Raw genomic sequence first — 25,379 nt, forward strand, 5'->3', positions numbered from 1 at the left:
CTAGATGCTGAAATCACTGCCGAGATGGAACAGGCAGTCGCCGCGTTCGGTGCGGCCGGGGATGCGCTTGCACACCACCACGCCGGATTCCTCGAAACAGACTTCGGCCGGTTCCTTCCAGGGTGTTTCCGGGAAGTGGATGAGGGCGGCGGGCTGGCCCTTCACCACCTCGGCGCCGAGATCGACCAGCGGCTCCCATAACCCGTCCTCGCTGGCATAGACGAACCAGGCCTGGCTCGGCGCGCGGGTCAGGCGCACCGGCAGCGGTTCCGACAGGTCCGGGGTCGGGTTGCGCAGGCTGCCGATATGGGCCAGCACCCGGCGCACGCCGCGCTTGGCGATTTTCAGGATATCCGGCATCACCGTGCCGCTGCCGCCCATCTCGGTCAGGATCGAGATCACATTCTGGCGCGCGGCGGCGGCGGTCGAGGTGCGGTCCTCGGTGCCGGGCGGGAACATGAAGCCGATCGGCGCGCCGAACACCTTCATCAGGTCATAGACCTTCTGGCTTTCCTCCGGCGTGCGGCCCTGCCGGCCGACGACGGTCGGCAGATAGTTCAGCGAGGAGCCGCCGGAATGCAGATCGACCAGATAGTCGCAATCGGCCAGCAGCACCGATTCGATGTAATGCGCGATGATCGGCGTCGGCGTGCCATTGGCGTCGCCGGGGAAAGAGCGGTTGAGGTTGCCCTCGTCGATCGGCGAGGTGCGCAGCCCGGCATGCGCCGCCGGATAATTCGCCATCGGCAGGATGATGATGCGGCCCTTGATGTCCTCGGGCTGCAGGGTGCGGGCCAGTTCCGACAGCGTCACCTGGCCTTCGTACTCGTCGCCATGATTGCCCGACATCAGCAGCACGCGCGGACCGTCGCCATTCTTGATGCAGACCACCGGGATCGGCAGCCAGCCATAGGCGGAGCGGTGCACCGAATGGGGCAGCCGCAGGAAGCCGGTCTGCTTGCCGTCCTTGGAAAAATCGAGCGTGGTCGAGATACGGCTGGGCCGTGTGGCTGTACTGGTTGTCATGGCGGTTTCTTTCAGCCTCCAGGAAATCGGGAAATAATTTAAGACAGTAATACCAACAGCATGTCTGGTTAAGCGGCTTCAAGAGCCTAGGTACTGCGGTAGGTTAGGAGAGAGTCATAGACGTTCCGATGAAATCTGGTCGTTGAACAGCACAAAGTTTTGCCGGATTTGCATAGGTGACGTGTGTTGACATCACGCCGCCACCCCTGCTTTGATCCCCGGTCTCAACGGCAATCACTTAAAACAGCTGTATCTAATTCAGGCAATCATTTGCCGTTGTCTGCGTTTCAGGGTTCCAAGGAGGCTATTTCAGTATGCAACGACGACATCTATTTTCCACCGCGGCACTGGCTGCGGTGTTCTCGGCGGGCTTGCTCGCGGCACCGGCCGAGGCCAAGGAGCTGCGCTGGGCGTTCCAGACCGACACCACGTCCCTCGATCCAATGGGGCACAACGTCACTTTCACCTTCTCCGTGCTGGGCAATGTCTATGAAGGCCTGGTGCGCCGCGGCGCCGATCTGGAGATCGAGCCGGCGCTGGCCGAGAAGTGGGAAATCGTCGAGCCGAATCGCTGGCGTTTCCATCTGCGCAAGGGCGTGAAGTTCCATAATGGCAATGATTTCAATGCCGATGACGTGATCTTCAGCTATCAGCGCATCAACAACCCGGACTCCAACGTGCGCGACCGCGTCGCCGGCGTGACGGAAGTCGTTAAGGTTGACGATTACACGGTCGATTTCGTGACCGAGGTGCCGAATCCCATCCTGATCTCCCAGTGGGAGAGCTTCTTCATGATGGATAAGGAATGGGCCGAGGCCAATGGCGCCACCGTTCCGACCAACACCACCAAGGGCATCGAGAGCTATGCCGGCCAGCACGCCAATGGCACCGGCCCGTTCAAGATCTCCGAGCGCACCGTCGATGTGCGCACCGTGTTCGTGCCGAACACCGAGTGGTGGGACAAGGCCACGCATAACCTGACCAAGGTCACCATGACCCCGATCACCCAGTCGGCGACGCGCGTGGCCGCGCTGCTGTCGGGCGAGATCGACATGATGTATCCGGCCCCGCTGCAGGATATCGAGCGCATCAACAACAACCAGGGCACCAGCGTCGTCAGCGGTCCTGAGTTGCGCACGATCTTCCTGGGCATGGACCAGTTCCGCGACAAGGCGCTGGGTACCAACACCGAGAAGAACCCGTTCAAGGATGTGCGGGTGCGTAAGGCGGTCTATCAGGCGATCGACATCGAGCTGATCAAGAAGCGCATCATGCGCGGCCTGGCCGATCCGTCCTCGATCATGATCTCGCCGAAGCTGTTCGCCTTGGCGGATCAGGTGAAGCGCTGGCCGTACGATCCCGAGGCGTCCAAGAAGCTGCTGGCCGAGGCCGGCTATCCGGACGGTTTCGAGACCCGCATGGACTGCCCGAACGACCGCTATGTGAACGATGCACAGATCTGCCAGGCGATCACCGCCATGCTGGCGCGCGTCGGCATCAAGCTGAATATGCGGGCCTATCCGAAGGCGCAGTTCTTCGCTGACATCAACCGTGGCAAGCAGGATTTCGCGATCTACCTGCTGGGCTGGACCCCGTCCAGCTTCGACAGCCACAATGTCTATTACAACCTGATGTCCACCTGGAACGAGAAGACCGGCCAGGGCCGCGTCAACTATGGCGATTTCAGCGATCCGCGGATCGACGAGATCACCAAGCTGATCCTGACCGAGACCGACCAGGCCAAGCGTGACAAGCTGATCCTTGAGGGCTACCAGCTCGTCAAGGAGAAGGCCTATTACATCCCGCTGCACCAGCAGGCCGTCGTCTGGGCGGCGCGTGACAATATCGAGCTGAAGCAGCGCGCGGACAACCAGTTCCACTTCCGTCATGTGACGGTGAAGTAAGACTGGGTAATTGAAGCGGGAGTGTTCCACCATGGAGCACTCCCGTTCCCTTTTATTTGGGCACAGCGATGTGTCCGCTCGTTTCGAGATTGAAGACGCCAGATGCTAAAATTCATCGCCGGACGGCTCATGCAGTCCGTGTTCGTGATGCTCTTCGTCGGTGCGATCGCCTTCACGCTGTTCCAGTTCGTGGGCGATCCGATCAACCAGATGGTCGGCGAGGACGCAACCCAGGCCGAGCGCGAGGAGCTGCGCGAGCGGCTGGGCCTGAATGACCCGCTGATTGTCCAGTTCGGCCGTTTTGCCGGCAATATGGCGACCGGCGATTTCGGCTTTTCCTATCAGCACAAGCGCCCTGTGATCGACCTGATCGCGGAGCGGCTGCCGGCGACGCTGGAGCTGGCCGGCCTGTCCATCATACTGGCGCTGCTGGTCGGCATCCCGATGGGCGTCTATACCGGCCTGCACCGCTATGGTGTGCTATCCAAGATATTCATGACGCTGTCGCTGATCGGCGTCTCGCTGCCGACCTTCCTGATCGGCATCCTGTTCATCTACCTGTTCTCGGTCATCCTCGGCTGGCTGCCTTCCTTCGGGCGCGGCCAGGTGGTCGATATCGGCGGCTGGACCACCGGTTTCCTGACCTTGTCGGGCTGGAAGGCGGTCATCCTGCCGGCGACCACGCTGGCGCTGTTCCAGATGACGCTGGTGATGCGCCTGGTGCGCGCCGAGATGCTGGAGGTGATGCGCACCGACTATATCAAGTTCGCGCGCGCCCGCGGCATCGCCAACCGGGCGGTGCAGTTCCGCCACGCGCTGAAGAACACGCTGGTGCCGGTCATCACCATCATCGGCCTGCAGCTGGGCACGGTCATCGCCTTCGCCATCATCACCGAGACGGTGTTCCAGTGGCCGGGCATGGGGCGGCTGTTCCTGCAGGGCATCCAGTCCGTCGATATCCCGATCATGTCGGCCTATCTGGTGATGATCGCCTTCTTCTTCGTGGTCATTAACCTGATCGTCGATATCCTCTATTACGTGGTCGATCCGCGCCTGCGCATCGACAGTGCGAAGGGTGCCAACTGATGAGCGGCGCGATGACGAACAAGGGCGACAAGCCCGTGGCGCGATTCGGCGATGGCCTGAAGCGCGCGCTGGACAGCGACATCTTCCACAGTTTCCTGAAATCGCCGGTGACCATCGTCGCCAGCATCGTCACGCTGGTGATGATCCTGGCCTCGGTGTTCGCGCCGCTGGTGGCGCCGCACGATCCGTTCGACGTGGCGACGCTGAACCTGCTGGATTCCGAGCTGCCGCCATTCTGGGCTGCCGAGGGCGATGCGCGCTATCTGCTGGGCACCGACAATCTCGGCCGTGACGTGTTCTCCACCATCCTCTATGGCAGCCGCGTCTCGCTGCTGGTCGGCTTCACCAGCGTCGTGCTGTCGATGGTCATCGGCATCGCGCTGGGCCTGATCGCCGGCTACAAGGGCGGGTTGATCGATGCCTTCATCATGCGTGTGGCGGAAATCCAGCTCTCCTTCCCGACCATTCTGGTGGCGCTGCTGATCAACGGCATCATGCGCGGCGTGCTGCCGCCGTCACAGCATGCCGAGCTGACGATCCTGGTGCTGGTGCTGTCCATCGGCCTGTCGAACTGGGTGCAGTTCGCGCGTACCGTGCGCGCCTCGACGCTGGTCGAGCGCAACAAGGAATATGTGCTGGCGGCCCGGCTGATCGGCGTGAAGCCGTTCTTCGTCATGCTGCGCCATGTGCTGCCGAACGTGATGGGGCCGATCCTGGTCATCGCCACGCTGGGCCTTGCCGGCGCGGTGCTGACCGAGGCGACGCTGTCCTTCCTGGGTGTCGGCGTGCCGCCGACCGAACCGTCGCTGGGCACGCTGATCAATGTCGGCAGCGACTATCTGTTCTCCGGCGCCTGGTGGATCACGATCTTCCCCGGTGCTGCCCTCGCGATCCTAGTGCTGGCCGTGAATCTGGTCGGCGACTGGCTGCGCGACGCCCTTAACCCGAAGCTGAGGTAAGACGATGGCGCTTCTCAACATCAAGGGCATGCGCATCGAGTTTCCCTCGCGGCGCGGCACCGTCGAGGCGGTGAAGGGTATCGACCTCACGGTCAATGGCGGCGAGATCGTCGGCGTGGTCGGCGAATCCGGTGCCGGCAAATCGACCATCGGCAATGCCGTCATCGGCCTGCTGGAGGCACCGGGACGCATGACCGGCGGCGAGGTTGAACTGCATGGCGAGCGGATCGACCAGCTGCCTTTCCAGGCGATGCAGAAGATCCGGGGCCGCAAGATCGGCATGATCTTCCAGGACCCGCTGACCAGCCTGAACCCGCTGTTCACCGTGGGCCAGCAGCTGGTCGAGACGGTCCGCACCCATCTCGATATGAGCGAGGATCAGGCGCGCAAGCGTGCCGTCGCGATGCTGGAGGAAGTCGGCATCGACGATGCGGAGAACCGCGTCGATCAGTATCCGCACCAGTTTTCCGGCGGCATGCGGCAGCGCGTCGTCATCGCGCTGGCTCTGTGCGCCGAGCCGGAAATGGTGATCGCCGATGAGCCGACCACCGCGCTCGACGTGTCGATCCAGGCGCAGATCCTCGACCTGATCCGCAAGCTCTGCAAGGAGCGCAATGTCGGCGTCATCATCATCACCCACGATATGGGCGTGATCGCCGAGATCACCGACCGTGTCGCCGTGATGTATCGCGGCAAGATCGTGGAACTTGGCGAGACCGAGCAGGTGCTGGGCCGGCCGGAGCATCCCTACACCAAGAGCCTGATGGCCGCGGTGCCGCGCTCCGACGTGAAGCTGGACCGCTTCCCCCGCGTCTCCTACTCCGACGGCGAGGTGAAGAAGCACCAGCATATCGACATCCAGTCGCACTGGCTGGGCAAGGCGCAGGCCAAGATCTCGGAGAATACCGGGTCGCTGGTGCGCTGCGAGAATATCACCATGCGGTTTACCAGCCGCTATTCGGTGATCCCGTCCTGGCGGAAATATCTCACCGCCGTCAATGACGTGTCCTTCGACATCAAGCGCGGCGAAATCTTCGGCGTGGTCGGCGAGAGCGGCAGCGGCAAATCCACCGTGGCCCGGATGATTGCCGGTCTCTATACGCCCAGCGCCGGCAAGATCTATTTCGACGACACGGCGGTCAGCACGCTGAAGACCGACAAGGAGCTGGACCCGTTCCGCCGGCAGATCCAGATGATCTTCCAGGATCCCTATTCCTCGCTCAATCCGCGCATGCGGGTGTTCGACGTGATCGCCGAGCCGATCCGCCATCACAAGCTGGCCGAGAGCAAGGAGCAGGTGACGCAGATCGTCGAGGATCTGCTGGAGCATGTGGAGCTGGGCCGCGCCGCGGCCTGGAAATACCCGCATGAATTCTCCGGCGGACAGCGCCAGCGCATCTCCATCGCCCGCGCGCTTGCGACCCGGCCGCGCTTCCTGATCTGCGACGAGCCGACCTCGGCGCTCGACGTGTCGATCCAGGCGCAGATCCTGAACCTGCTGAAGGATTTGCAGCAGGAGCTGGGGCTGACCATGCTATTCATCAGCCATGACCTGCCGGTGATCCGCCAGATGTGCGACCGCGTGGCGGTCATGCAGAACGGCAAGATCATGGAGATCGCGGAGACCGAGACTTTGTTCACGGCACCGCAGCACCCCTACACCAAGCGGCTGCTGGAACTGATGCCGACGCTCAATTTCGACGTCGCGGTCTGACGCCCTTCGAAACGCGCAAAGAAAAACGCCCGGTGCAAAGCACCGGGCGTTTCCTTTCGTGCGCCAGTTCCGGTTTTAGCGGAACAGGACGACCACGCGGCGGTTACGCTGTTCGCGCACACCATCGGCGGTCGGCACGGCAAGGTCACCCTCGCCCTGGCCGCTGGCGGTGATCCGGCTGACCGGGATACCATCGGCGATCAGCGCATCGCGAACCGCATTGGCGCGGCGCAGCGAGAGGTTCATGTTGTAGTCCGACGCACCGGCGGCATCAGCATGACCGACCACACCGATCGGCGCCTTCTCGGAACGCGCGGTGTCGGCGGCGGTACGCACGATGCGCAGCCCCTCAGCCGACAGGGTCGCGCTGTCGAAGGCGAAATAGACCGTGTACGGGCCGGCGGGAGCCGGGGTGCCGGTCGGCGCCGGAGCAGCGGCCTTGGGCGGGTTCATGCCCTCGTCGACCCTCTGCATCGCATCCATGAAGCCCTTGCGGCAGGCGGCGATATGGTCGAACTGCCAGTTCTCCTCCTGCTGCTCGGCCCAGCAGTCGAACATGGCCTGGGCCCGTGCGGCATCGGCCGGCAGCTTGGTGCGGGCGCTGCTGTCCAGCGCGGTGACCAGACGCTGGCGAGCGGTCGTCAGCTCACCAACCTTGTCGGCGGGAACGTTCCAGTCGCCGACCTGCTCGGGCAGCACGAGCTGGTTGTTGGAGGCGGCAAGACCTTTCCGCGCCCAGGTCCCGGCATCGGGCCAGTCATACATCTTGTCGGCCTCGTACACCGCCAGCTCACGATATTCGTTGGTCAGCGCGACGTTGAAGGGCGATGCGCCGGCCGGCTGCGTGGTGCGGACCTGGTCGATGTCTGTGGTGCCGCATGCGGCGACCAGCAGAACAGCGGCTCCTGCGAACAGAAGTTTAACGGACGGATAGAAAGCCATTGGGGATTCCTTTCTTCTATAACTTCACGCGCGAAAGCACAGGATTGTCATCCGGTCCGCGCGCTAATGTCTTTGTGCCATGACGCCGATTTCGCCAAAGCTCGAGCGCACCTTATCACGATACCTCTTGCAACACTATGAACCTGCGGGACGGGCGGAAAGTTCCCAACTGATTCAGGGTAACCTGATATATTCTGATGTATCAGGCCAGCGTGACGATTTTACCGCGGTTTGCCGCCGATTCCGCATCCGCCGGATCATGCGTGACCAGCAGGACCGGCAGGCCGCGGCGCCGTGCATGATCGAACACGAAGGCGCGGAACCGCGCGCGCAAGGCCGCGTCCAGCTTGCTGAACGGTTCGTCCAGCAGCAAAAGGCGGGGATCGGACAGCAACGTGCGCATCAGCGCCGCCCGCGCGCGCTGCCCGCCCGACAGGGTGGCCGGGTCGCGGTCGGCGAAGCCGGCGAGGTCGGCCTCCGCCAGCGCCTCCGCGATGCGCGCGATGCGTTCGCTGCGGCCGCGCACCGTGGGCGGCAGGCCGAAGGCGAGATTGTCGCCGACCGAGAGATGCGGGAACAGCAGATCGTCCTGGAACAGGATGCCGATGCGCCGCCTCTCCGCCGGCAGCGGTGCCAGATCCTCGCCATCGACCAGCACCCGGCCCTCGGCGGTGAAGGCGGGCGGCAGCATGCCGCACAGGAAGGCCAGCAGGCTGGACTTGCCGGACCCGCTCGGCCCCATGATCGTCGCCACCTCGCCGGGGCCGACATCGAGGGTCAGCGGCCCGAGCAGCCTCTCGCCGTTCAGATGCAGCGCCACGCCCTGCAATTCCAGCCTGTAACCCGTCATATGCTACCCCTGAGGCCCGCCCGGTGCCGATAGAGCCACGCCGGCAGCAGCAGCGCCAGCGCGAACCCGAGGAAGGGCAGGGCACCCTGCGCGAAGGCGAAGACGGCAACGACGCGCCGGTCGGCGCCGGCGGACAGGCTGACCGCCTCGGTCGTCAGGGTGGTATAGCGCCCGGCGCCGGCGAACAGGGTCGGCAGATACTGGCTGACCGAAACGGCGAAGCCGATGGAGGCTGCGATCAGGATGGGGCGCAGCAGGATCGGCAGCTTCACCCGCCAGAAAACCCGTGCCGGCCCGGCGCCAAGGCAACGCGCGCTGCGTTCATAGCGCGCATCGAGCGCGCGGTAGGGGGCGGCCAGCGCCAGATAGACATAGGGCAGCACGAACAGCAGATGGCTCCACACCAGCGCCACAGCGCTGCCGTCCAGCCGGCCGATCACCAGCAGCACCTGCACGCCGAACAGGAACCCCACCTGCGGCACCAGCAGCGGCAGGTAGAGCAGCCACAGCCCGCGCTGGCTGAGCGCCCGGCCGCGCCGCTGCTCATGCTCCAGGCAGGCCAGCACCAGGGCCAGCGCGATCAGCACCGCCGCCAGGCCGGCCCACAGCGTGGTCCAGAACGGCAGGGCCAGCGCCTCGCCCTGCCGCATCCAGGTCGAGAGGGTGAGGGTCTGCGGCAGCGCGTCGGGATAGCGCCATCGTCCGGCCAGTGACCACAGCCCCAGCCCGATCAGCGCCAGCACCGACAGGCAAAGCGCCAGGCAGCCGCCAAGCCCGGCGGCGCTGCGGATGCCAGCCCCGCCCTGCCCGCGCGATCCGGCGGCGATCCAGCGCCGGCCCAGCCAACCGGCCAGCGCCTCGATGCCCCGCGTCAGCACAATGACGAACGCCACCAGCACGCACAGCAGCACCGCCCCGGCAGCGGCAGGAAAGCGCATCGCAAGGTCGGGGTCGTTGAACCAGCGCAGCAGCTGCACCGCCAGCGGCGGCGGCGTGCCCGGCGCCAGCACGATGGCCATATCGACATTGGACAGCGCATAGGCCAGCACGGCATAGAGCGGCAGCCGGATCTGCTTTTGCACCAGCGGCAGTACCGTCTTCAGCCAGCCCACCGCCGGCCCGTAGCCCAGCGAGCGCGACACCGCCATCAGCCGGTGAGATGGCACCTGGTTCAGCGCGGCCAGCATCATCAGCAGCAGGAAGGGCGTTTCCTTCAGCACCAGGGCGGCGGTGAGCGCCAGCGCATGGGGATCGGCCACGGTGGCCAGTGCCGGCGGGCGGTCCCAGCCGGTCAGCCAGGGCGAGAGCATCCGCGCGATCCAGCCGCTGGGCGCGATCAGGAAGGCGAAGCCGATGGCCAGCGCGGCATGTGGCACCGCCAGCAGTGGCGCCAGCATGAGGCGCAGCCGGGTGAACCAGGGGCGGTCATGGAAGGCGGCGCACAGACCGACCGCCAGCGCGTAGGAGATCGCGGCGGACAGCAACCCGCTGGTCAGGGTGAGGGTCAGCGCGGTGCCGAGGCCCGGTGCCGCCAGCAGCATCCGCCAGGGGTCGAGCGGCGACAGGGTCAGGCCCAGCACCGGCAGATAGCCAAAGGCAGGCAGCAGCGTGCCGGCCAGCCCGGCGGCGATGGGGCCGAGGAACAGCAGCAGGGTCAGCGGCGGGACAAGGCGCAGCATCCGGACGGCCGGTCTCAGGAGGGCTCTAACGGCTGTAGCGCGTCAGCCATTCCTCCTCGATCCGCGTCATCCAGCTGGGATGCGGTTCGGGCAGGGCGGTGCCCAGCGCTTGCGGCGACAGGGTGGCGACGCCCAGCTCGATCGCCTCGAAGCGCGCCTTGTCAGCGGCGGGCAGGGCGGCCAGGTCCAGCACCGTGCCGTCGCCCCAATAGGCCGGGTCCTGCTTGCGGGCCTGCGCCTCCGGCGACAGCAGGAAATTGGCGACCGCCATAGCGCCTTCCTTCGCATTGGCATTGAACGGGATGGCGACGAAATGCGTGTTGCCGATGGTGCCGCCCTCCAGCACGAAGGTGCGCACGCTCTGCGGCAGCTTGCCCTCGGCGATCAGCGAGGAGGCCTCGCCCGGATAGAAGGACAGCGCCATGTCCACCGCGCCATCGTCCAGCATCTGGCGCAGGACCGGACTGCCCTTCGGGAAGGCCGCACCCTCGCGCCAGAGATGCGGATGCAGCGCCTCCAGCCAGGCCCAGAGCGGTGCGGTCGCGGCGGCGAAGCCGGCTTCATCCACGGGCTTCTGCAGCATCGCGCGATCCGGCGTCAGCTCGACCAGCGCCTGCTTCAGGAAGGTGGAGCCGATGAAGTCCGGCGGGGCGGGGTAGCTGAAGCGGCCGGGATTGGCTTTCGCCCAGTCCAGCAGGGCGGGGATGCTCTTCGGCGGGTTCTTCACCCGCGCGCTGTCCATCATGAAGACGAACTGTGCCATGCCCCAGGGCGATTCCAGCCCCTCGGTCGGGATGGTGAAATCGACCAGCGTGGTCGGCTTGCCTTTCGTATCCACCAGCTTGAAATTGGGCAGCCTGTCGGTGAACGGGCCATACAGCATCTGGCCGCGCTTCATGGCGGCGAAATTCTCGCCATTGATCCAGATCAGATCGACCGAGCCGCCCTCGCTGCGCCCGGCGGTCTTTTCCGCCAGCACGCGGGAGACTGCCTCCGCCGTGTCGGCCAGCTTCACATGGCGCAGCGTCACGCCATGCTCGGCCTGCACGCGCGTGCCGACCCACTGGATATAGGCGTTGATGCGCTCGTCGCCGGCCCAGGCATTCCAATAGACGGTCTGGCCGCGCGCCTTGGCGAGCGTGTCGGTCCAGGTGTCGGCCTTCGCATCGAGGGCCTGCGCAGTGCCGATGCCGGCGGCCAGTACCAGCGCGGCCAGCATGATTTTCACGATACGCATCTTTCCGGTTCTCCCCCTTGCCAACAAGCTTCTCGATTACTAAGCCAGTCGGGACGGTCTGTCAGGCGCCTCGCGCCGCGTTCACGCAGCTTTGATGCCTGAAGAAGAGAGGAGGACGCCATGATCCGCCTGTTCGTCGCCATCCCCCTGCCGCCCGATCTGCGCCAGCGTCTGGCCCTGATGGGCGGCGGCATTCCGGGTGCGAAATGGGTGGCGCCGGAGAATCTGCATCTCACCCTGCGCTTCATCGGCGAGGTCGATGAGGGCCAGATGGCGGATATCGATACGGCGCTGCTGGGCGTGGTGGCGCCGCGCTTCGATCTGACGCTGGCCGGCATCGGCCATTGGGAGACCAAGGGCAAGGCCACCGCGCTGTGGGCGGGGGTCGAGAAATCGCCGGAACTGCTGCACCTGCACGACCGGGTGGAGGCGGCGCTGGTGCGTGCCGGCCTGCCGCCGGAACCGCGCAAATTCGCCCCGCATGTGACGCTGGCGCGGCTGAAGAAACCGCCGGCCGACCGCGTCGGCGATTTCCTGCGCGGGCATGGGCTGTTCCGTGCGCCGCCCGTCGCGGTGGAAGAATTCGCGCTCTATTCCAGCACCCTCACCGCCGCCGGCCCGCTCTACCGGGAAGAAGCGTTCTATCCGCTGTCACCTAATGCACTGACAGGGCAGTAGGGCGCGGCTATTCTGACTGAAACAGACTGGGGCAGAATGGGCCGGAGCGGGGCGGTTGCATGGCTGAATCCATCGTTATCCTGACCGGGGCCGGCATCTCCAAGGAATCCGGCCTCGACACTTTCCGCGACGCGGACGGCATCTGGTCGCGCGTGCGCATCGAGGATGTCGCCACGCCGCAGGCCTTCCACGACAATCCGGTGCGGGTCCATGATTTCTACAATGCCCGCCGCAAGCAGCTGCTGGACTCCGACATCCAGCCCAACCCGGCGCATCTGGCGCTGGCGCGGCTGCAGCGCGACTGGCCGGGCGAGGTGCTGCTGGTCACCCAGAATATCGACGATCTGCACGAGCGCGGCGGCAGCCAAGATGTGCTGCACATGCATGGCGAGCTGCTGAAGGCGCGCTGCACCCATTGCCATATCGTGGCGGCGTGGCGCCAGCCGATCAGCGTCGGTACCGCCTGTCCGTCCTGCGGCCATGCGGCGGGCCTGCGCCCGCATGTCGTGTGGTTCGGCGAGATGCCGCTGGAGATGGAGCGCATCTACAGTGCGCTGGATGCCTGCGGGCTGTTCGTCTCCATCGGCACCTCGGGCAATGTCTATCCGGCGGCGGGCTTCGTCGCGGAGGTGAGCCGGAACGGCCATGCCCATACGGTGGAGCTGAATCTGGAGCCGTCATCCGGCACCAGCCTGTTCGACGAGGCGATCCACGGCCCGGCCAGCGAGATCGTCCCCGCCTTCGTGGAGCGGGTGCTGAAAGACGGATGGTAGGCGAACCCCTTCCGGCGCTGCTGCGGGAGATATCCGCCTGCCGGCTGTGTGAAGCGCATCTGCCGCTGGGGCCGCGCCCGGTGATCCGCGCGGCGGCGAGTGCCCGCATCCTGGTGATCGGCCAGGCGCCGGGCACGAAGGTGCACAGGACCGGCATCCCGTTCAACGACCCCAGCGGCGACCGGCTGCGCGACTGGATGGGGATCAACCGCGACATCTTCTATGACGAGGCGCGCATCGCCATCATGCCGATGGGGCTGTGCTATCCGGGCCGCAATGCGCGCGGCGGCGATGCACCGCCCCGGCCGGAATGCGCGCCGCTGTGGCATCACCGGGTGCTGGCCCTGCTGCCGGAGATCGAGCTGACGCTGCTGATCGGCGCCTATGCGCAGGCCCGCTATCTGGGCGAGAAGCGGGAGAAAACCCTGGCCGGCACGGTGGCGCGCTGGCGCGAGTTCGGCCCCGCCTTCATCCCGACGCCGCACCCCAGCCCGCGCAACCGCAACTGGCTGAAGACCCACCCCTGGTTCGAGGCTGAGGTGGTGCCGGAGATCAGACGCCGGGTGCGGGCGTTATTTTCATAAGACTTTACTTACTTTAGTAATCTGGATGATTGTCGACGCACTGTATCTAACGAGAAATGCGATGCGGAATCTCCAGAATATTGTCGCTGAAATTGTCTCGGAGCTGGTGCGGATTCACGACCTACCGCGTCCGTATATGGACGAGGGGGATGAATTCCCAGTGGTCCGGGAACTTCCTGTTGGAAATGGGCGAGTCATAGCGATTTCGCGAAAGATCGAGCAACTCATCGCGGATGTTTCTCGCACAATGCATGATCGCCCTTCGCTTAAACAAAATTTTACTGCAAAGGACTACAGAGATCTGGTTCGGCGTTCCTTTGGGCCGTCTCTTGCTAAAATTGACCCCGCTGCGAATCCCGTTCAGCTAGCTAATTCGGTTTTGGCAGATGTTGAAGAAGAAGTTTCTAGGGCGGTTGACTGGATATTGAATAACGGTGCACAGGAATATGCCTTTGGGTGCACGCTTTTTACCTACAAGGATATTGCTGCTTTCAGCATTGGCCCCGTAGGTTTTGAACCGCGCGAGACATGGCTGAACCGCAAGTCATCCGATGGCCGATCAGCCCGTATTGTCACTGACGGTCGAATTGAACGCTTTGACCGTCAGATCGCCAATGGAGCGATCTCAGAGGTTTCGAGGCGGCGAATTCTGCGTGTATGGCAGGGGCAGAAAATTCGGCCCAGGAAACAACATTCGGAGAGTTACTACGAAAAGGATATCATCAGGGCAATTGGCGATTGTCCCTATGTATGCACCGTCAAAATTCCTGGTCTTGGGAGTAAGTCAGGGCAGGATAAGGCATTGCTGGCGGCTCGCATCTCATTAACGACTATATCGCTACTTTGGGAGAAATCTTCAGATGCATTGAATGGAATTAATTTAATATTCGATAAAGAGATGCGTATTGGGCACAATATATATTTCACTTCAGATGGTTTGATATTCGGTGGCGGCGAGAAAACTAATTTGCCTCATGCGCCTTATGTGGAACGAAAAACGCTAGAAACATGCCTTCGTGACGCGGGGCTAATTTTCCAAGCTGCGGGGAATGTTTTGGACTGGTTTGTGAATCCAATGTCCGCGCATGGAAGACCGATTTTATCAAACGTTCTTATGCAGGCAATGTTGTGGTTCCATGAAGGATGCCGTGAAATTGTAGATATTAAAGCCGTCGTCAGTTTTGCTGCGTGTATGGATGTTCTAGCTGGTGGGGGTGGGCGCAACTCTATTTGCAAATTAATTAAATGTCGCCTCGGAGTTGATTCCGATGCGGAGATTCATCGTGACGGATTCACAGCGAAAGAAGTAATAGACCAAATATATGATAAAGGGCGCACTCGTTTCGTGCACGGGCCTATGAAAAACGGCGCGAATGTTTGGGACGGGAAGCTTGGGCATGACTGGTCAGAAACGCGGAGTTTAGCTGAGCACCTAGCGCGTTTATGTCTTGTGAACTCTCTCGGGTGGGCCGCAGAGAATCCAAATACAGACGATCCGGGCTTGCTTTTAAAATAGGTGCCCCCCTACTCCCTGACCACCAGCACCGAGCAGGCGGCGTGGCGCACCACGCGCGCCGCGTTGGGGCCGAGCAGGTAGTCCTTCAGCTCCGGCCGGTGCGCGGCCAGCACGATCAGGTCGATCTTCAGCTTCTTCGCAAGCTCCAGGATGCGTTCATACACCGTACCCTCGGCGACAATGCACTGGGTCGGGATGTCCTTTGGAATCTCCGTATCGATGAAGGCGCGCAGTTTGCTGTGGCAGGCCTCCACCGCCTTCTTCTCGAAGCCCTTGGGGAAGAACTGGCCGACCATGGTCATGCCGAAATCTGGCACCACGGTCATCACATGCAGCCGCGTGCCGAAGGCGCGGGCATGTTCGATGGCCACCGGCAGCGCCGATTTCCAGGAACTGTCCTGGTTCAGGTCGATCGGCAGCAATATGTCCTTGTACATGGCGTGCCTCCCTTACGCGGTTGCGGCGGCGGGGGTATCTTCCCGGCGGCGGCGCTGGAGGGCCACGATGCCGCCCAGCAGGATCAGCGCCGGAATGAACATCCATTGCTTGTCCGGCGTCTCGACCGGCAGTTCGACCACCTTGATCTCCCAGTCGAAGTCGATGCCGGCCTTCTCGGCGGGTGAGCCGAACACGACGTTATCGACCAGCATCCTGCCGTCATCCTCAATGACCTCGATGCCGGCAAATTGCAGCCTCGTCACGCCGTCGGCCTGTGGGCCCAGCGGCAGGCGGACGGTCTTGCTGACCTCCTTGCCGTCCAGCGTCAGCCCCTCGACGACGACACGCAGCATCGCGTCCGCCGGCTTGTCGTCCACCACCTCGACGATCTGCTTGGGATCGATGCGCTCCAGCGGCGGATAGATCATGTCCATCCAGAAGCCGGGCCTGAGCAGGGTGAAGGCAACCAGCGCCAGCGCCACCGATTCCCACAATCGGCTGCGCACCAGGAAGTAGCCCTGGGTCGAGGCGGCGAAGACCAGCATGGCTATCACCGCCGCCGATACGGTGAGGATCAGATGCAGCGGTCCGCCGATATTGATCAGCAGCAGCTCGGTATTGAAGATGAAGATGAAGGGCAGGATCGCCGTGCGCATGGAATAGTAGAACGACACCAGGCCGGTCTTGATCGGGTCGGCGCCGGAGATCGCCGCGGCGGCGAAGGAGGCGAGACCGACCGGCGGCGTCACATCCGCCATGATGCCGAAATAGAACACGAACAGATGCACCGCGATCAGCGGCACCAGCAGCCCGCTCTGCGCGCCCAGCTCGACGATCACCGGCGCCATCAGGGTGGAGACCACGATGTAGTTCGCCGTGGTCGGCAGCCCCATGCCCAGGATCAGGCTGATGACGGCGGTGAAGATCAGCATCAGCATCAGATTGCCGGCGGAGATGAACTCCACGAACTCGGTCATGATCAGGCCGATGCCGGTCAGCGACACGGTGCCGACGATGATGCCGGCCGCTGCCGTGGCGATGCCGATGCCGATCATGTTGCGCGCACCGGTGGCCAGGCCGTCGATCAGTTCCAGCCCGCCCTGGCGCACCGCTGCCACGATATCGGTCTTGCGGAACAGCGCGATCATCGGGCGCTGGGTCAGCAGGATGAAGATCATGAAGGCGGTCGCCCAGAAGGCCGACAGGCCGGGCGACAGCCGCTCGATCATCAGACACCAGATCAGCACCACGACCGGCAGCAGGAAATGCAGGCCCGACTTCACGGTGGGCGCGGTTTCCGGCAGCTTCAGCAGCGGCGAATCCGGGTCGTCCATCACCAGTTCCGGCACGGTGGTGGAATACCAGACCAGCCCGATATAGGTCGCCAGAACCAGCACGGCGACGATGGCGCTGGCGGCGTCGCCGAAGGCGGTCTTGATCCAGCCGATGCCGAAATAGACCACGCCCGACAGGATGATGATGCTGGCGACGGTGACGGCAAAGCTAAGGAGCGCCATCGGCAGCGTCTTCGGGTTCGGCTTGTCCATTCCCTTCAGCCCCAGCTTCAGCGCCTCCAGATGGACGATGTAGAGCAGGGCGATGTAGGAGATGATCGCCGGCAGGAAGGCGTGCTTGATGACATCGACATAGGAAATGCCGACATATTCCACCATCAGGAAGGCGGCGGCGCCCATCACCGGCGGCATGATCTGACCATTGACCGAGGCGGAGACCTCGACGGCGCCGGCCTTCTCCGCCGGGTAGCCGACGCGCTTCATCAGCGGGATGGTGAAGGTGCCGGTGGTCACCGTGTTGGCGATGGAGGAGCCGGAGATCAGCCCGGTCATGCCCGACGCCACCACGGCCGCCTTGGCCGGGCCGCCGCGCAGATGGCCGAGCAGCGCGAAGGCGACCTTGATGAAGTAATTGCCGGCCCCCGCCTTGTCGAGCAGCGAGCCGAACAGCACGAACAGGAAGACGAAGCTGGTGGACACGCCGAGCGCGATGCCGAACACGCCTTCCGTCGTGATCCACTGCTGGTCCATGGTGCGCTGGAGCGACGCCCCCTTATGCGCGATCACCGACGGCATGTAGGGGCCGGCGAAGGTATAGATCAGGAAGACGATGGCGACGATCATCAGCGGCGGCCCGAGGGCGCGGCGCGTCGCCTCCAGCAGCATCAGCATGCCGATGACCGCGACCGTCAGGTCAAGCTGCGTCGGCATGCCCGGCCGCGTGGAAAGCTCGCGGTAGAACAGGAAGATGTAGGCGGAGCAGAGGGCGGCCAGAATGGCGAAGATCCAGTCCTGGACCGGGATATAGCTGCGCGGCGAGCTTTTCAGCGCCGGATAGGCCAGGAATCCCAGGAACAGCGCGAAGGCGAGGTGGATCGAGCGCGCCTCGGTGTCGTTCAGGATCGCGAAGTTCAGCATGAAGGGTAGCGGCGAGGCATACCAGAGCTGGAACAGCGACCAGGTAACGGCGGTCACCAGCAGCAGCAAGCCGACCGGGCCGGTTGGCGAGCGGCCCCCGGTATCAGCCTGGGCGACCAGATCCTGCAGGTCGGCCTCGGAAAGACCCTTGCGGCTTTCGCTTGTATTGGACATGGAGCCCCCCGGTCCTGAATTCAGATGACGGGTAACTGTAAGAGAGCTGACGGCGAAATGAAACTATTGCGGGAAATGGCCCATTTTCGCCGGTCCGGCAAAAGAAAACGGGGCCGGTTTCCCGGCCCCGTTCCCTGTTCCGCCGAGGCGGGCCCGATTACATCAGGCCAGCTTCGCGATAGTATTTGGCGGCACCGTCATGCAGCGGGGCCGACAGGGCGTTCATGGTCATGCCCTTCTTGTCGAGCACGCCGAAGGCCGGGTGCAGCTTCTTGAAGTCATCGAAATTCTCGAACACCGCCTTCACGGTCTGATAGACCACGTCCTCGGCGACGGTGGCGGAGGTCACGACCGTGGCGCCGACGCCGAAGGTGGTGGTGTCGTTCGCATTGCCGGTGTACATGCCGCCCGGAATGGTCGCCTTGGAATAGAACGGGTTCTCGGCCAGCAGCTTGTCGATGGCCGGGCCATCCACATTCACCAGCACGGTCTCGCAGGAGGTGGTGGCTTCCTGGATCGACCCGTTCGGATGGCCGACGGTATAGACGATGGCGTCAACCTTGTTGTCGCACAGCGCCTGGCTCTGCTCGGCCGGCTTCAGCTCCGAAGCCAGCGAGAAGTCGGCGGTGGTCCAGCCCTTGGCCTTCAGCACCACATCCATGGTGGCGCGCTGGCCGGAGCCCGGATTGCCGATATTGACGCGCTTGCCCTTCATATCCTCGAAATTCTTGATGCCGGAATCCTTGCGGGCCAGCACCGTGAAGGGTTCGGGATGCAGCGAGAACATGGCGCGGATCTGCTTGATCGGCTTGCCCTCGAACTGGCCGGCCGTGCCGTTATAGGCATGGTACTGCCAGTCGGACTGCGCGACGCCGATCTCCATCTCGCCCTGGGAAATAGCGTTGATGTTGTAGATCGAACCGCCGGTGCTTTCCACCGAGCAACGCAGACCATGCGTCTTGCGGTCGGCGTTCACCAGACGGCAGATCGCACCGCCGGCCGGGTAATAGACGCCGGTGACGCCGCCGGTGCCGATGGTGAAGAATTTCTGCTGCGCCTGTGCGGCCGTACCGTCGGCCAGTGCCAGCCCGCCAAACGCCAGGGCGGCGCCAAAGGACAGAAGTGTGAGCTTTTTCATCTGTGTGCTCCCTTTTCATTGTACTGAGAAATTATGGCCTGGCGCGGCCTCTGGCGTCATCGCCTGTGGCTCGCGCGCCTGACTATTGCTTGCGCCGTTTATGGCAGGCCGCAGCCGCCCAGCGCTTGCCCGGACTATGCCCGGTAATGCCGGTAGGGTCAACCGAGGGCCGGGAACCGGGTACCGCGCCCTCGCCATGGACCCCTGTCAGGCAACCTGCTTCGCCTCCGCCAGTACGGCTGTGAGCGTGCGGTCCAGCTTCTCGACAATCTCGGCGATATGGCTCTCGTCGATGATGAAGGGCGGGGCGAGCAGGATATGGGTGCCGTGCGTGCCATCGACGGTGCCGGCACCCGGATAGCACATCAGCCCTTCCTCCATCGCCTTCAGCCGGATCTTGTTGTGCAGCCCCAGCTTCGGGTCGAAGGTCTGCTTGGTCGCACGGTCGGCCACCAGCTCGATGCCGATGAACAGCCCGCGCCCGCGAATGTCGCCGACATGATGATGATTGCCGAAGCGTTCCTGCAGGGCAGCGCGCAGCTGCTCGCCGCGGACACGCACATTCTCCAGCAGATTGTCGTCGCGGATCACCTTCTGCACGGTCATCGCTGTGGCGCTGGCCAGCGTGTGGCCCATATAGGTGTGGCCGTGCATGAAGGCGCCGCTGCCCTCGTCGATGGCCTTGCAGATCTTGCCCGACACCAGCATGGCGCCGATCGGCTGATAGCCGGCGCCCAGCCCCTTGGCGATGCACAGCAGGTCCGGGGCCACGCCATCCTCCTCGCAGGCGAACAGATGGCCGGTGCGCCCCATGCCGCACATCACCTCGTCGAAGATCAGCAGCACGCCATACTTGTCGCAGATTTCGCGGATACGCTTCAGATAGCCAGCGACCGCCGGCACCACGCCGGATGTCGCCCCCACCACCGGCTCGCAGGCGAAGGCGGCCACCGTATCGGGGCCGAGTTCGAGGATTTTCGCCTCCAGCTCGTTGGCGGCGCGCAGGCCGTATTCCTCCTCCGTCTCGTCATGACGCTGCTCGCGGTAGGCGTAGCAGGGGGCGATATGGTGCGCATTCTCCGACAGCAGCGGCTGGTACAGCGCGCGCCGCGCCATGTTGCCGCCCAGCGACAGGGCCCCCAGCGTGTTGCCGTGGTAGGACTGCCGGCGCGCGATCAGCTTGGATCGCTGGGGCTGGCCGATCTCCACGAAATACTGCCGGGCGATCTTGATTGCCGATTCCAGCGCCTCCGACCCGCCGGAGACGAAGAACACCCGCTCCAGCCCGTCCGGCGCATTATCGATCAGGTAGTCGGCCAGTTCCTCCAGCGGCTCGGTGGTGAAGAAGCCGCTATAGGCGAAGGCGATCTTGTCGATCTGCTCATGCATGGTCTTGCGCACCGCCGGGTGGCTGTGGCCGAGGCAGGAGACGGCGGCCCCGCCCGAGGCGTCGAGATAGCGCTTGCCCTCGCTATCGACGATATAGCAGCCATCGCCGGAAACAGCGGTCGGCATCGGCTCGTTGGGCAGGCGGTGAAAGACGCGGGACGGGGTGCCGGACATGGCTGGATTCCTGATGCAGGGACGATAACAGTATGAAGGCGCGGCACGGCGCGTTCGTCAATGGGGCGCATTCGTCAATGGGGCGCGGCGTATTTGCCCCCGGTCGCCGCGCCCGCTATAACGCCGCAGCCGTAACGCCATGAGGGGGAGAGCAGAGCGCATGGACATCAAGCAGCATATCCGCGAGGTGCCGGATTTTCCGAAGCCGGGCATCCTGTTCTACGACATCTCGACGCTGCTGATGCATCCCGGCGCCTGGCAGCACACGGTGCAGCAGATGGCCGACGCCGTGGCGCCGCACAAGCCGGATTTGCTGGCCGGCATCGAATCGCGTGGCTTCCTGGTGTCCGCCCCGCTGGCGCTGAAGCTGGGCTGCGGCTTCATCATGCTGCGCAAGAAGGGCAAGCTGCCCGGCGCCACGGTGCGCCATGACTATGATCTGGAATATGGCTCCGATTCGATCGAGATTCAGGAAGGCGCCATCCAGCCCGGCCAGAAGGTGGTGCTGGTGGACGATCTGCTGGCGACCGGCGGTACGATGGCGGCGTCGGCGGCGCTGATCCGCAAGGTCGGCGGCGTGGTGCCGGCGGCGGCCTGCATCATCGAGCTGACCTTCCTGAACGGCCGCGACAAGCTGGACATGCCGGTCACCACCCTGGCGAAGTACGACCAGTAGGGGAGGGGTGTTTCTCCCCTCACCCAGCTGCAGCTAACTCACTTCGTTCGTAAGCTTCCGCATCCCTCTCCCCTTCCGGGGCGAGGGAACAGAAAAGAAGATCAAAAGAAGCTCCCTCGCCCCCTTGGGGGAGAGGGTTGCGCAGCCTTATCGAGCGGAACGCGAGATTAGGCGAAGCTGGGTGAGGGGGATTGCAGAAACCTACCCCGCCTTGCCCTCGTACAGCGCGTCCAGCGTGTCCTGATATTCCTTGCGGATGGTGTGCCGGCGGATCTTCAGGGTCGGCGTCATCATCTGGTTGTCGGTGGTGAAGGCCTCGGCCGCGATGACGAAGCGGCGGACCTTTTCCAGGTTGGAGAGGTCGCGGTTCACCCGGTCGAGCACGGCGCCGATGGCGGCGCGGAACCCCTTGTCGCCGGCCAGCGCGGCGAGGTCGGCGGCGACATTGTTTTCCTTCGCGTAGCTCTCCACGAATTCCGCCGCCGGCACGATCAGGCCCACCAGATAGGGCCGCTTGTCGCCATAGACCATGGCCTGGCTGATTTCCGGCTGCAGCGTCACGAAGCCCTCGACACGCTGCGGCGAGATATTGTCGCCGCCGGAGATGACGATGATGTCGCGCTTGCGGTCGGTGATGCGGATATAGCCGTCGGCGTCCATCTCGCCGACATCGCCGGTGTGCAGCCAGCCATCGATAATGGTCTGCTCCGTCGCTTCGGGATCGTCCCAGTAGCCATCCATCAGCAATTCGCCGCGCACCAGAATTTCGCCGTCCGGTGCCAGCCTCACCTCGACGCCCTTCAGCGCCGGGCCGACGGTCTCGATCTTGATGTTGCGCGGCCGGTTGCAGCTAATCACCGGGGCCGCCTCGGTCTGGCCATAGCCCTGGCAGAGCCGCACCCCCAGCGCCAGGAAGAAGATGCCAACCTCGTAATTCAGCGGCGCGCCGCCGGAGATGAAGGCCTTCAGCCGCCCGCCCATGCGCTGGCCGACCTTGCGCCGCACCAGCACGTCCAGCAGCAGGTTCAGCGCCTTCTCACCGAGGCTGAGGGAGCCGGGCTGCTCGATACGCTTGCGCCCCAGTGCCAGCGCCTTCATGAACAGGTCGCGCTTCCTGCCGCCGGCACGCTCCACCCCGGCGACGATGCGGCCGTGCAGCACCTCGTACAGCCGCGGCACGGCGGTCATGATGGTGGGGCGTGCCTCCTGCAGATTGGCGGCCAGCGTGTCCGCGCCTTCGGCATAGTAGATCTGCGCGCCAATGGAGATCGGGAAGAACAGGCCGCAGGTATGTTCGTAGGAATGCGACAGCGGCAGGAAGGACAGGAACACCTCGTCGCCCAGCCCGAACTCCTGCAGCAGGTCGTAGGCGCTGTAGAGGTTGCAGAAGATCGCCCGGTGACTCAGCATCACGCCTTTCGGCGCGCCGCCGGTGCCCGAGGTGTAGATCAGGCAGGCCAGATCGTCGCGCGTGCGCCGGCTGGCCACATCCTCGACATCGTCGGGCATCTGTTCGCCAGCTTTCAGCGCGTCATCCCAGCCCTGGAAGCGGATCGTACATTCCTGTGCCGGTCCCTTGCCCTCCAGCGCGATGACGAACTCGCAATGGCTGGAATGAATGGCAGCGGGCAGGGCGTTGCGCAGCAGCTTCTCGGTGGAGCAGATCAGCCCCTTCGCGCCGCAATTCTCCAGAATGTAGATGTGGTCGGCCACCGTGTTGGTGATGTAGGCCGGCACGCTGACCGCGCCGGCGGCCATGATGGCAAGGTCGGCAATCGCCCATTCCGGCCGGTTCTCGGAGACGATCACCACGCGGTCGCCGGGCCGGATGCCCTGCGCGCGCAGGGCGCGGGACAGCGCGCGCACCTGGCGGTCCACCTCGCGCCAGCTCACCGGCTGGTAGGTGCCATCATGCTTGGCCCACAGGAAGGGCTTGTCGCCCAGGGCCGCCGCCTGCCCGAAGAACATCAGCGCAAGGTTCTGCGCCGCCGCGTAATCGATGATCGCCACGTCTCCTCCCGTTCTGTCGTCCCGTTCTGCCGGGGCGTCTTGTCACGTTGCCGGCAGTGTCGCTTGCGCTTGGCGATCCGGCAAGACTCACCATATCCCTGACAGCAACCATGGAGACGAATATGACCGCTGCCGCCAAAATCAAGGCCGATGCCGCTGCCAATTTGGGCAATCTGCCGGAATGGCGCCTTGCCGACCTGTATGACGGGATGGACTGTCCGCGCCTGAAGGCCGATCTCGATGGCGCCGAAAAGGCTGCGGCGGCCTTCGGCAAGGCCTATGCCGGCACGCTGGCGGATATCGACGGCGCGGCGCTGGGCAAGGCGGTTGCGGAGTATGAGCGCATCGACGAGGTGCTGTCGCGTGCCGCGAGTTACGCCCAGCTCGTTCATTCCGGCGATATGGGCGATGTCGAGATCGGGCGGTTCTACCAGTCCGTGGTGGAACGGGTGACGGACATCTCCACGAATCTGCTGTTCTTCACGCTGGAGCTGAACCGGCTGGAGGAGGCGGTCCTCGCCGAGAAGCTGAAAGCGCCGGAACTGGCGAAATTTTCCGCCTGGCTGCGCGATCTTAGGGTGTTCCGCGAGCACCAGCTATCCGACGATCTGGAGAAGCTGCTGCACGAGAAGGATGTTTCCGGCCGCTCCGCCTGGAACCGGCTGTTCGACGAGACGCTGACCGGGCTGCGCTTTCCCTTTCAGGACAGGGAACTGACTGTCACCGAGCTGCTGGAGAAGATGACCAGCCGGAAGCGCGAGGAGCGGCGCGAGGCGGCGAAGTCGCTGGGCGCCACGCTGCGCGGCCAGGCACGGCTGTTCTCGCTGGTCACCAACACGCTGGCCAAGGACAAGGAGACCGAGGATCGCTGGCGCCACTACCCGTCCCCGGTCTCGGGGCGCAACCGCGCCAACCAGATCGAGGACGAGGTGGTCGATGCGCTGGTCAACACCGTACGCGACCATTACCCGAAACTCTCGCACCGCTATTACGCGCTGAAGGCGAAGTGGTTCGGCGCCGAAAAGCTGGATTACTGGGACCGCAACGCGCCGCTGCCCGACGATGCCGACCGGCTGATCCGCTGGGACGAGGCGCGTGACACTGTGCTTGGCGCCTATGGCAGCTTCGATCCGCGCATGGCGGAGATCGGCGGCCGCTTCTTCCGCGAGGGCTGGATCGACGCGCCGGCGCGTCCCGGCAAGGCGTCGGGCGCTTTTGCCCATCCGACGGTGCCGAGCGCGCATCCTTACATCCTGCTGAACTATCAGGGCCGCACGCGCGACGTGATGACCCTGGCGCATGAGCTGGGCCACGGCGTGCACCAGGTGCTGGCGGCTGAGCAGGGCCATCTGCAATCGGGCACGCCGCTGACCCTGGCGGAAACCGCCAGCGTGTTCGGCGAGATGCTGACCTTCCAGGCGATGCTGAAGAAGGAGACCGATCCGAAGCGCCGGAAGGCGATGCTGGCCGGCAAGGTCGAGGACATGCTGAACACGGTGGCCCGGCAGGTCGCCTTCCATTTCTTCGAGGCGAAGCTGCATGCGGCGCGCCGGCAGTCGGAGCTGACGCCGGACGAGATCTGCGACATCTGGATGGAAACCCAGATCGAAAGTCTGGGCCCGGCCCTGCGCTTCGACGAGGATTACCGGCATTTCTGGGCCTATATCCCGCACTTCATCCATTCGCCCTTCTATGTCTATGCCTATGCCTTCGGCGACTGCCTGGTGAACTCGCTCTATGCGGTGTACCGGGAGGCGGAGACGGGATTCTCCGACCGCTATCTGGAAATGCTGAAGGCCGGCGGCACGCTGCGCCACAAGGAGTTGCTGGCGCCGTTCGGTCTGGATGCCGCCGACCCTGCCTTCTGGGCCAAGGGCCTCTCCATGATTGCCGGCATGATCGACGAGCTGGAAGCGATGGAGTGAGGCGCTGGCCGGTTTGTCATTGCCGGGCTTGACCCGGCAATCCGGCGCCACAGCTTTGGACGTGACAGGCAGGGC

Annotated in this window: 20 protein-coding genes; 10 read left to right on the top strand and 10 right to left on the bottom strand. The window is 64.1% G+C overall.

Going from position 1 to position 25,379, the window contains the following annotated elements:
• The gene (locus BKM74_RS04315; protein WP_086464456.1) at positions 1 to 1,026 is read right to left on the bottom strand and encodes a succinylglutamate desuccinylase/aspartoacylase family protein; all 1,026 of its coding nucleotides are present in this window, start codon (positions 1,024 to 1,026) and stop codon (positions 1 to 3) included.
• Positions 1,027 to 1,340: 314 nt separating this feature from the next.
• On the opposite strand from BKM74_RS04315, the gene BKM74_RS04320 reads away from it, so the two are divergent.
• The 4 genes from BKM74_RS04320 (at position 1,341) to BKM74_RS04335 (ending at position 6,689) form a co-directional block, all read left to right on the top strand.
• Entirely contained in the window at positions 1,341 to 2,930 is a 1,590-nt protein-coding gene (locus BKM74_RS04320; protein ID WP_086464457.1) for an ABC transporter substrate-binding protein, read from the top strand.
• Positions 2,931 to 3,032: 102 nt separating this feature from the next.
• Entirely contained in the window at positions 3,033 to 4,016 is a 984-nt protein-coding gene (locus tag BKM74_RS04325; RefSeq protein WP_086464458.1) for an ABC transporter permease, read from the top strand.
• Positions 4,016 to 4,975, top strand: coding sequence for an ABC transporter permease (locus tag BKM74_RS04330; protein ID WP_086464459.1), 960 nt, complete (start codon positions 4,016 to 4,018; stop codon positions 4,973 to 4,975). Before BKM74_RS04325 ends, BKM74_RS04330 begins: the two co-directional genes overlap by 1 nt.
• A gap of 4 nt (positions 4,976 to 4,979) precedes the next feature.
• Positions 4,980 to 6,689, top strand: coding sequence for an ABC transporter ATP-binding protein (locus BKM74_RS04335; RefSeq protein WP_086464460.1), 1,710 nt, complete (start codon positions 4,980 to 4,982; stop codon positions 6,687 to 6,689).
• Between the two features lie 75 nt (positions 6,690 to 6,764).
• Here the strand turns inward: BKM74_RS04335 and BKM74_RS04340 are convergent, their stop codons facing one another.
• From BKM74_RS04340 to BKM74_RS04355, 4 genes are all read right to left on the bottom strand, one after another.
• Positions 6,765 to 7,631, bottom strand: a complete 867-nt coding sequence (locus BKM74_RS04340) for an OmpA family protein (protein WP_086464461.1) — start codon at positions 7,629 to 7,631, stop codon at positions 6,765 to 6,767.
• A 202-nt stretch (positions 7,632 to 7,833) separates the two neighbouring features.
• Positions 7,834 to 8,481: an ATP-binding cassette domain-containing protein gene (locus BKM74_RS04345; protein ID WP_086464462.1), complete on the bottom strand. Its 648-nt coding sequence runs from the start codon at positions 8,479 to 8,481 to the stop codon at positions 7,834 to 7,836.
• Positions 8,478 to 10,160 carry an ABC transporter permease gene (locus BKM74_RS04350; protein WP_086464463.1) on the bottom strand — a complete coding sequence of 561 codons (1,683 nt, stop codon included), beginning with the start codon at positions 10,158 to 10,160 and terminating at the stop codon, positions 8,478 to 8,480. Before BKM74_RS04350 ends, BKM74_RS04345 begins: the two co-directional genes overlap by 4 nt.
• 25 nt (positions 10,161 to 10,185) lie before the next feature.
• Positions 10,186 to 11,397, bottom strand: a complete 1,212-nt coding sequence (locus BKM74_RS04355) for an ABC transporter substrate-binding protein (RefSeq protein ID WP_086464464.1) — start codon at positions 11,395 to 11,397, stop codon at positions 10,186 to 10,188.
• A gap of 120 nt (positions 11,398 to 11,517) precedes the next feature.
• On the opposite strand from BKM74_RS04355, the gene thpR reads away from it, so the two are divergent.
• The 4 genes from thpR to BKM74_RS18475 all read left to right on the top strand — a co-directional run bounded on the left by thpR (position 11,518) and on the right by BKM74_RS18475 (position 14,948).
• Complete coding sequence (gene thpR / locus BKM74_RS04360) at positions 11,518 to 12,075, top strand: RNA 2',3'-cyclic phosphodiesterase (RefSeq protein WP_086464465.1); 558 nt, start codon at positions 11,518 to 11,520, stop codon at positions 12,073 to 12,075.
• Between the two features lie 59 nt (positions 12,076 to 12,134).
• A complete protein-coding gene (cobB, locus tag BKM74_RS04365; protein ID WP_086464466.1) occupies positions 12,135 to 12,848 on the top strand; it encodes a Sir2 family NAD+-dependent deacetylase in 714 nt (237 codons plus the stop codon).
• Positions 12,842 to 13,432, top strand: a complete 591-nt coding sequence (locus BKM74_RS04370; RefSeq protein ID WP_086464467.1) for a uracil-DNA glycosylase family protein — start codon at positions 12,842 to 12,844, stop codon at positions 13,430 to 13,432. The genes cobB and BKM74_RS04370 overlap by 7 nt, the downstream gene beginning before the upstream one ends.
• A gap of 61 nt (positions 13,433 to 13,493) precedes the next feature.
• The gene (locus tag BKM74_RS18475) at positions 13,494 to 14,948 is read left to right on the top strand and encodes a hypothetical protein (protein WP_140056015.1); all 1,455 of its coding nucleotides are present in this window, start codon (positions 13,494 to 13,496) and stop codon (positions 14,946 to 14,948) included.
• An 8-nt stretch (positions 14,949 to 14,956) separates the two neighbouring features.
• Here BKM74_RS18475 and BKM74_RS04375 read toward each other — a convergent pair whose 3' ends face one another.
• The 4 genes from BKM74_RS04375 to BKM74_RS04390 all read right to left on the bottom strand — a co-directional run bounded on the left by BKM74_RS04375 (position 14,957) and on the right by BKM74_RS04390 (position 20,693).
• Positions 14,957 to 15,385 carry a universal stress protein gene (locus BKM74_RS04375; RefSeq protein ID WP_086464468.1) on the bottom strand — a complete coding sequence of 143 codons (429 nt, stop codon included), beginning with the start codon at positions 15,383 to 15,385 and terminating at the stop codon, positions 14,957 to 14,959.
• 12 nt (positions 15,386 to 15,397) lie between these two features.
• Positions 15,398 to 17,992 (bottom strand): TRAP transporter permease, encoded by a 2,595-nt coding sequence (locus BKM74_RS04380; RefSeq protein WP_086464469.1) that lies wholly within the window; start codon positions 17,990 to 17,992, stop codon positions 15,398 to 15,400.
• A gap of 157 nt (positions 17,993 to 18,149) precedes the next feature.
• A complete protein-coding gene (locus BKM74_RS04385; protein ID WP_086464470.1) occupies positions 18,150 to 19,130 on the bottom strand; it encodes a TAXI family TRAP transporter solute-binding subunit in 981 nt (326 codons plus the stop codon).
• A 207-nt stretch (positions 19,131 to 19,337) separates the two neighbouring features.
• Positions 19,338 to 20,693, bottom strand: coding sequence for an aspartate aminotransferase family protein (locus BKM74_RS04390; protein ID WP_086464471.1), 1,356 nt, complete (start codon positions 20,691 to 20,693; stop codon positions 19,338 to 19,340).
• A 160-nt stretch (positions 20,694 to 20,853) separates the two neighbouring features.
• On the opposite strand from BKM74_RS04390, the gene BKM74_RS04395 reads away from it, so the two are divergent.
• Positions 20,854 to 21,369, top strand: coding sequence for an adenine phosphoribosyltransferase (locus BKM74_RS04395; RefSeq protein WP_086464472.1), 516 nt, complete (start codon positions 20,854 to 20,856; stop codon positions 21,367 to 21,369).
• A 201-nt stretch (positions 21,370 to 21,570) separates the two neighbouring features.
• Here BKM74_RS04395 and BKM74_RS04400 read toward each other — a convergent pair whose 3' ends face one another.
• A complete protein-coding gene (locus BKM74_RS04400; protein ID WP_176342409.1) occupies positions 21,571 to 23,337 on the bottom strand; it encodes an AMP-dependent synthetase/ligase in 1,767 nt (588 codons plus the stop codon).
• A gap of 164 nt (positions 23,338 to 23,501) precedes the next feature.
• Here BKM74_RS04400 and BKM74_RS04405 point away from each other — a divergent pair, with 164 nt between their 5' ends.
• On the top strand, positions 23,502 to 25,304 hold the full coding sequence (locus tag BKM74_RS04405; RefSeq protein ID WP_086464647.1) for a M3 family oligoendopeptidase: 1,803 nt from the start codon (positions 23,502 to 23,504) through the stop codon (positions 25,302 to 25,304).
• Positions 25,305 to 25,379 lie beyond the last annotated feature (75 nt).

The sequence above is a fragment of the Oceanibaculum nanhaiense genome (assembly GCF_002148795.1).
Classification (GTDB): Bacteria; Pseudomonadota; Alphaproteobacteria; order Oceanibaculales; family Oceanibaculaceae; genus Oceanibaculum; species Oceanibaculum nanhaiense.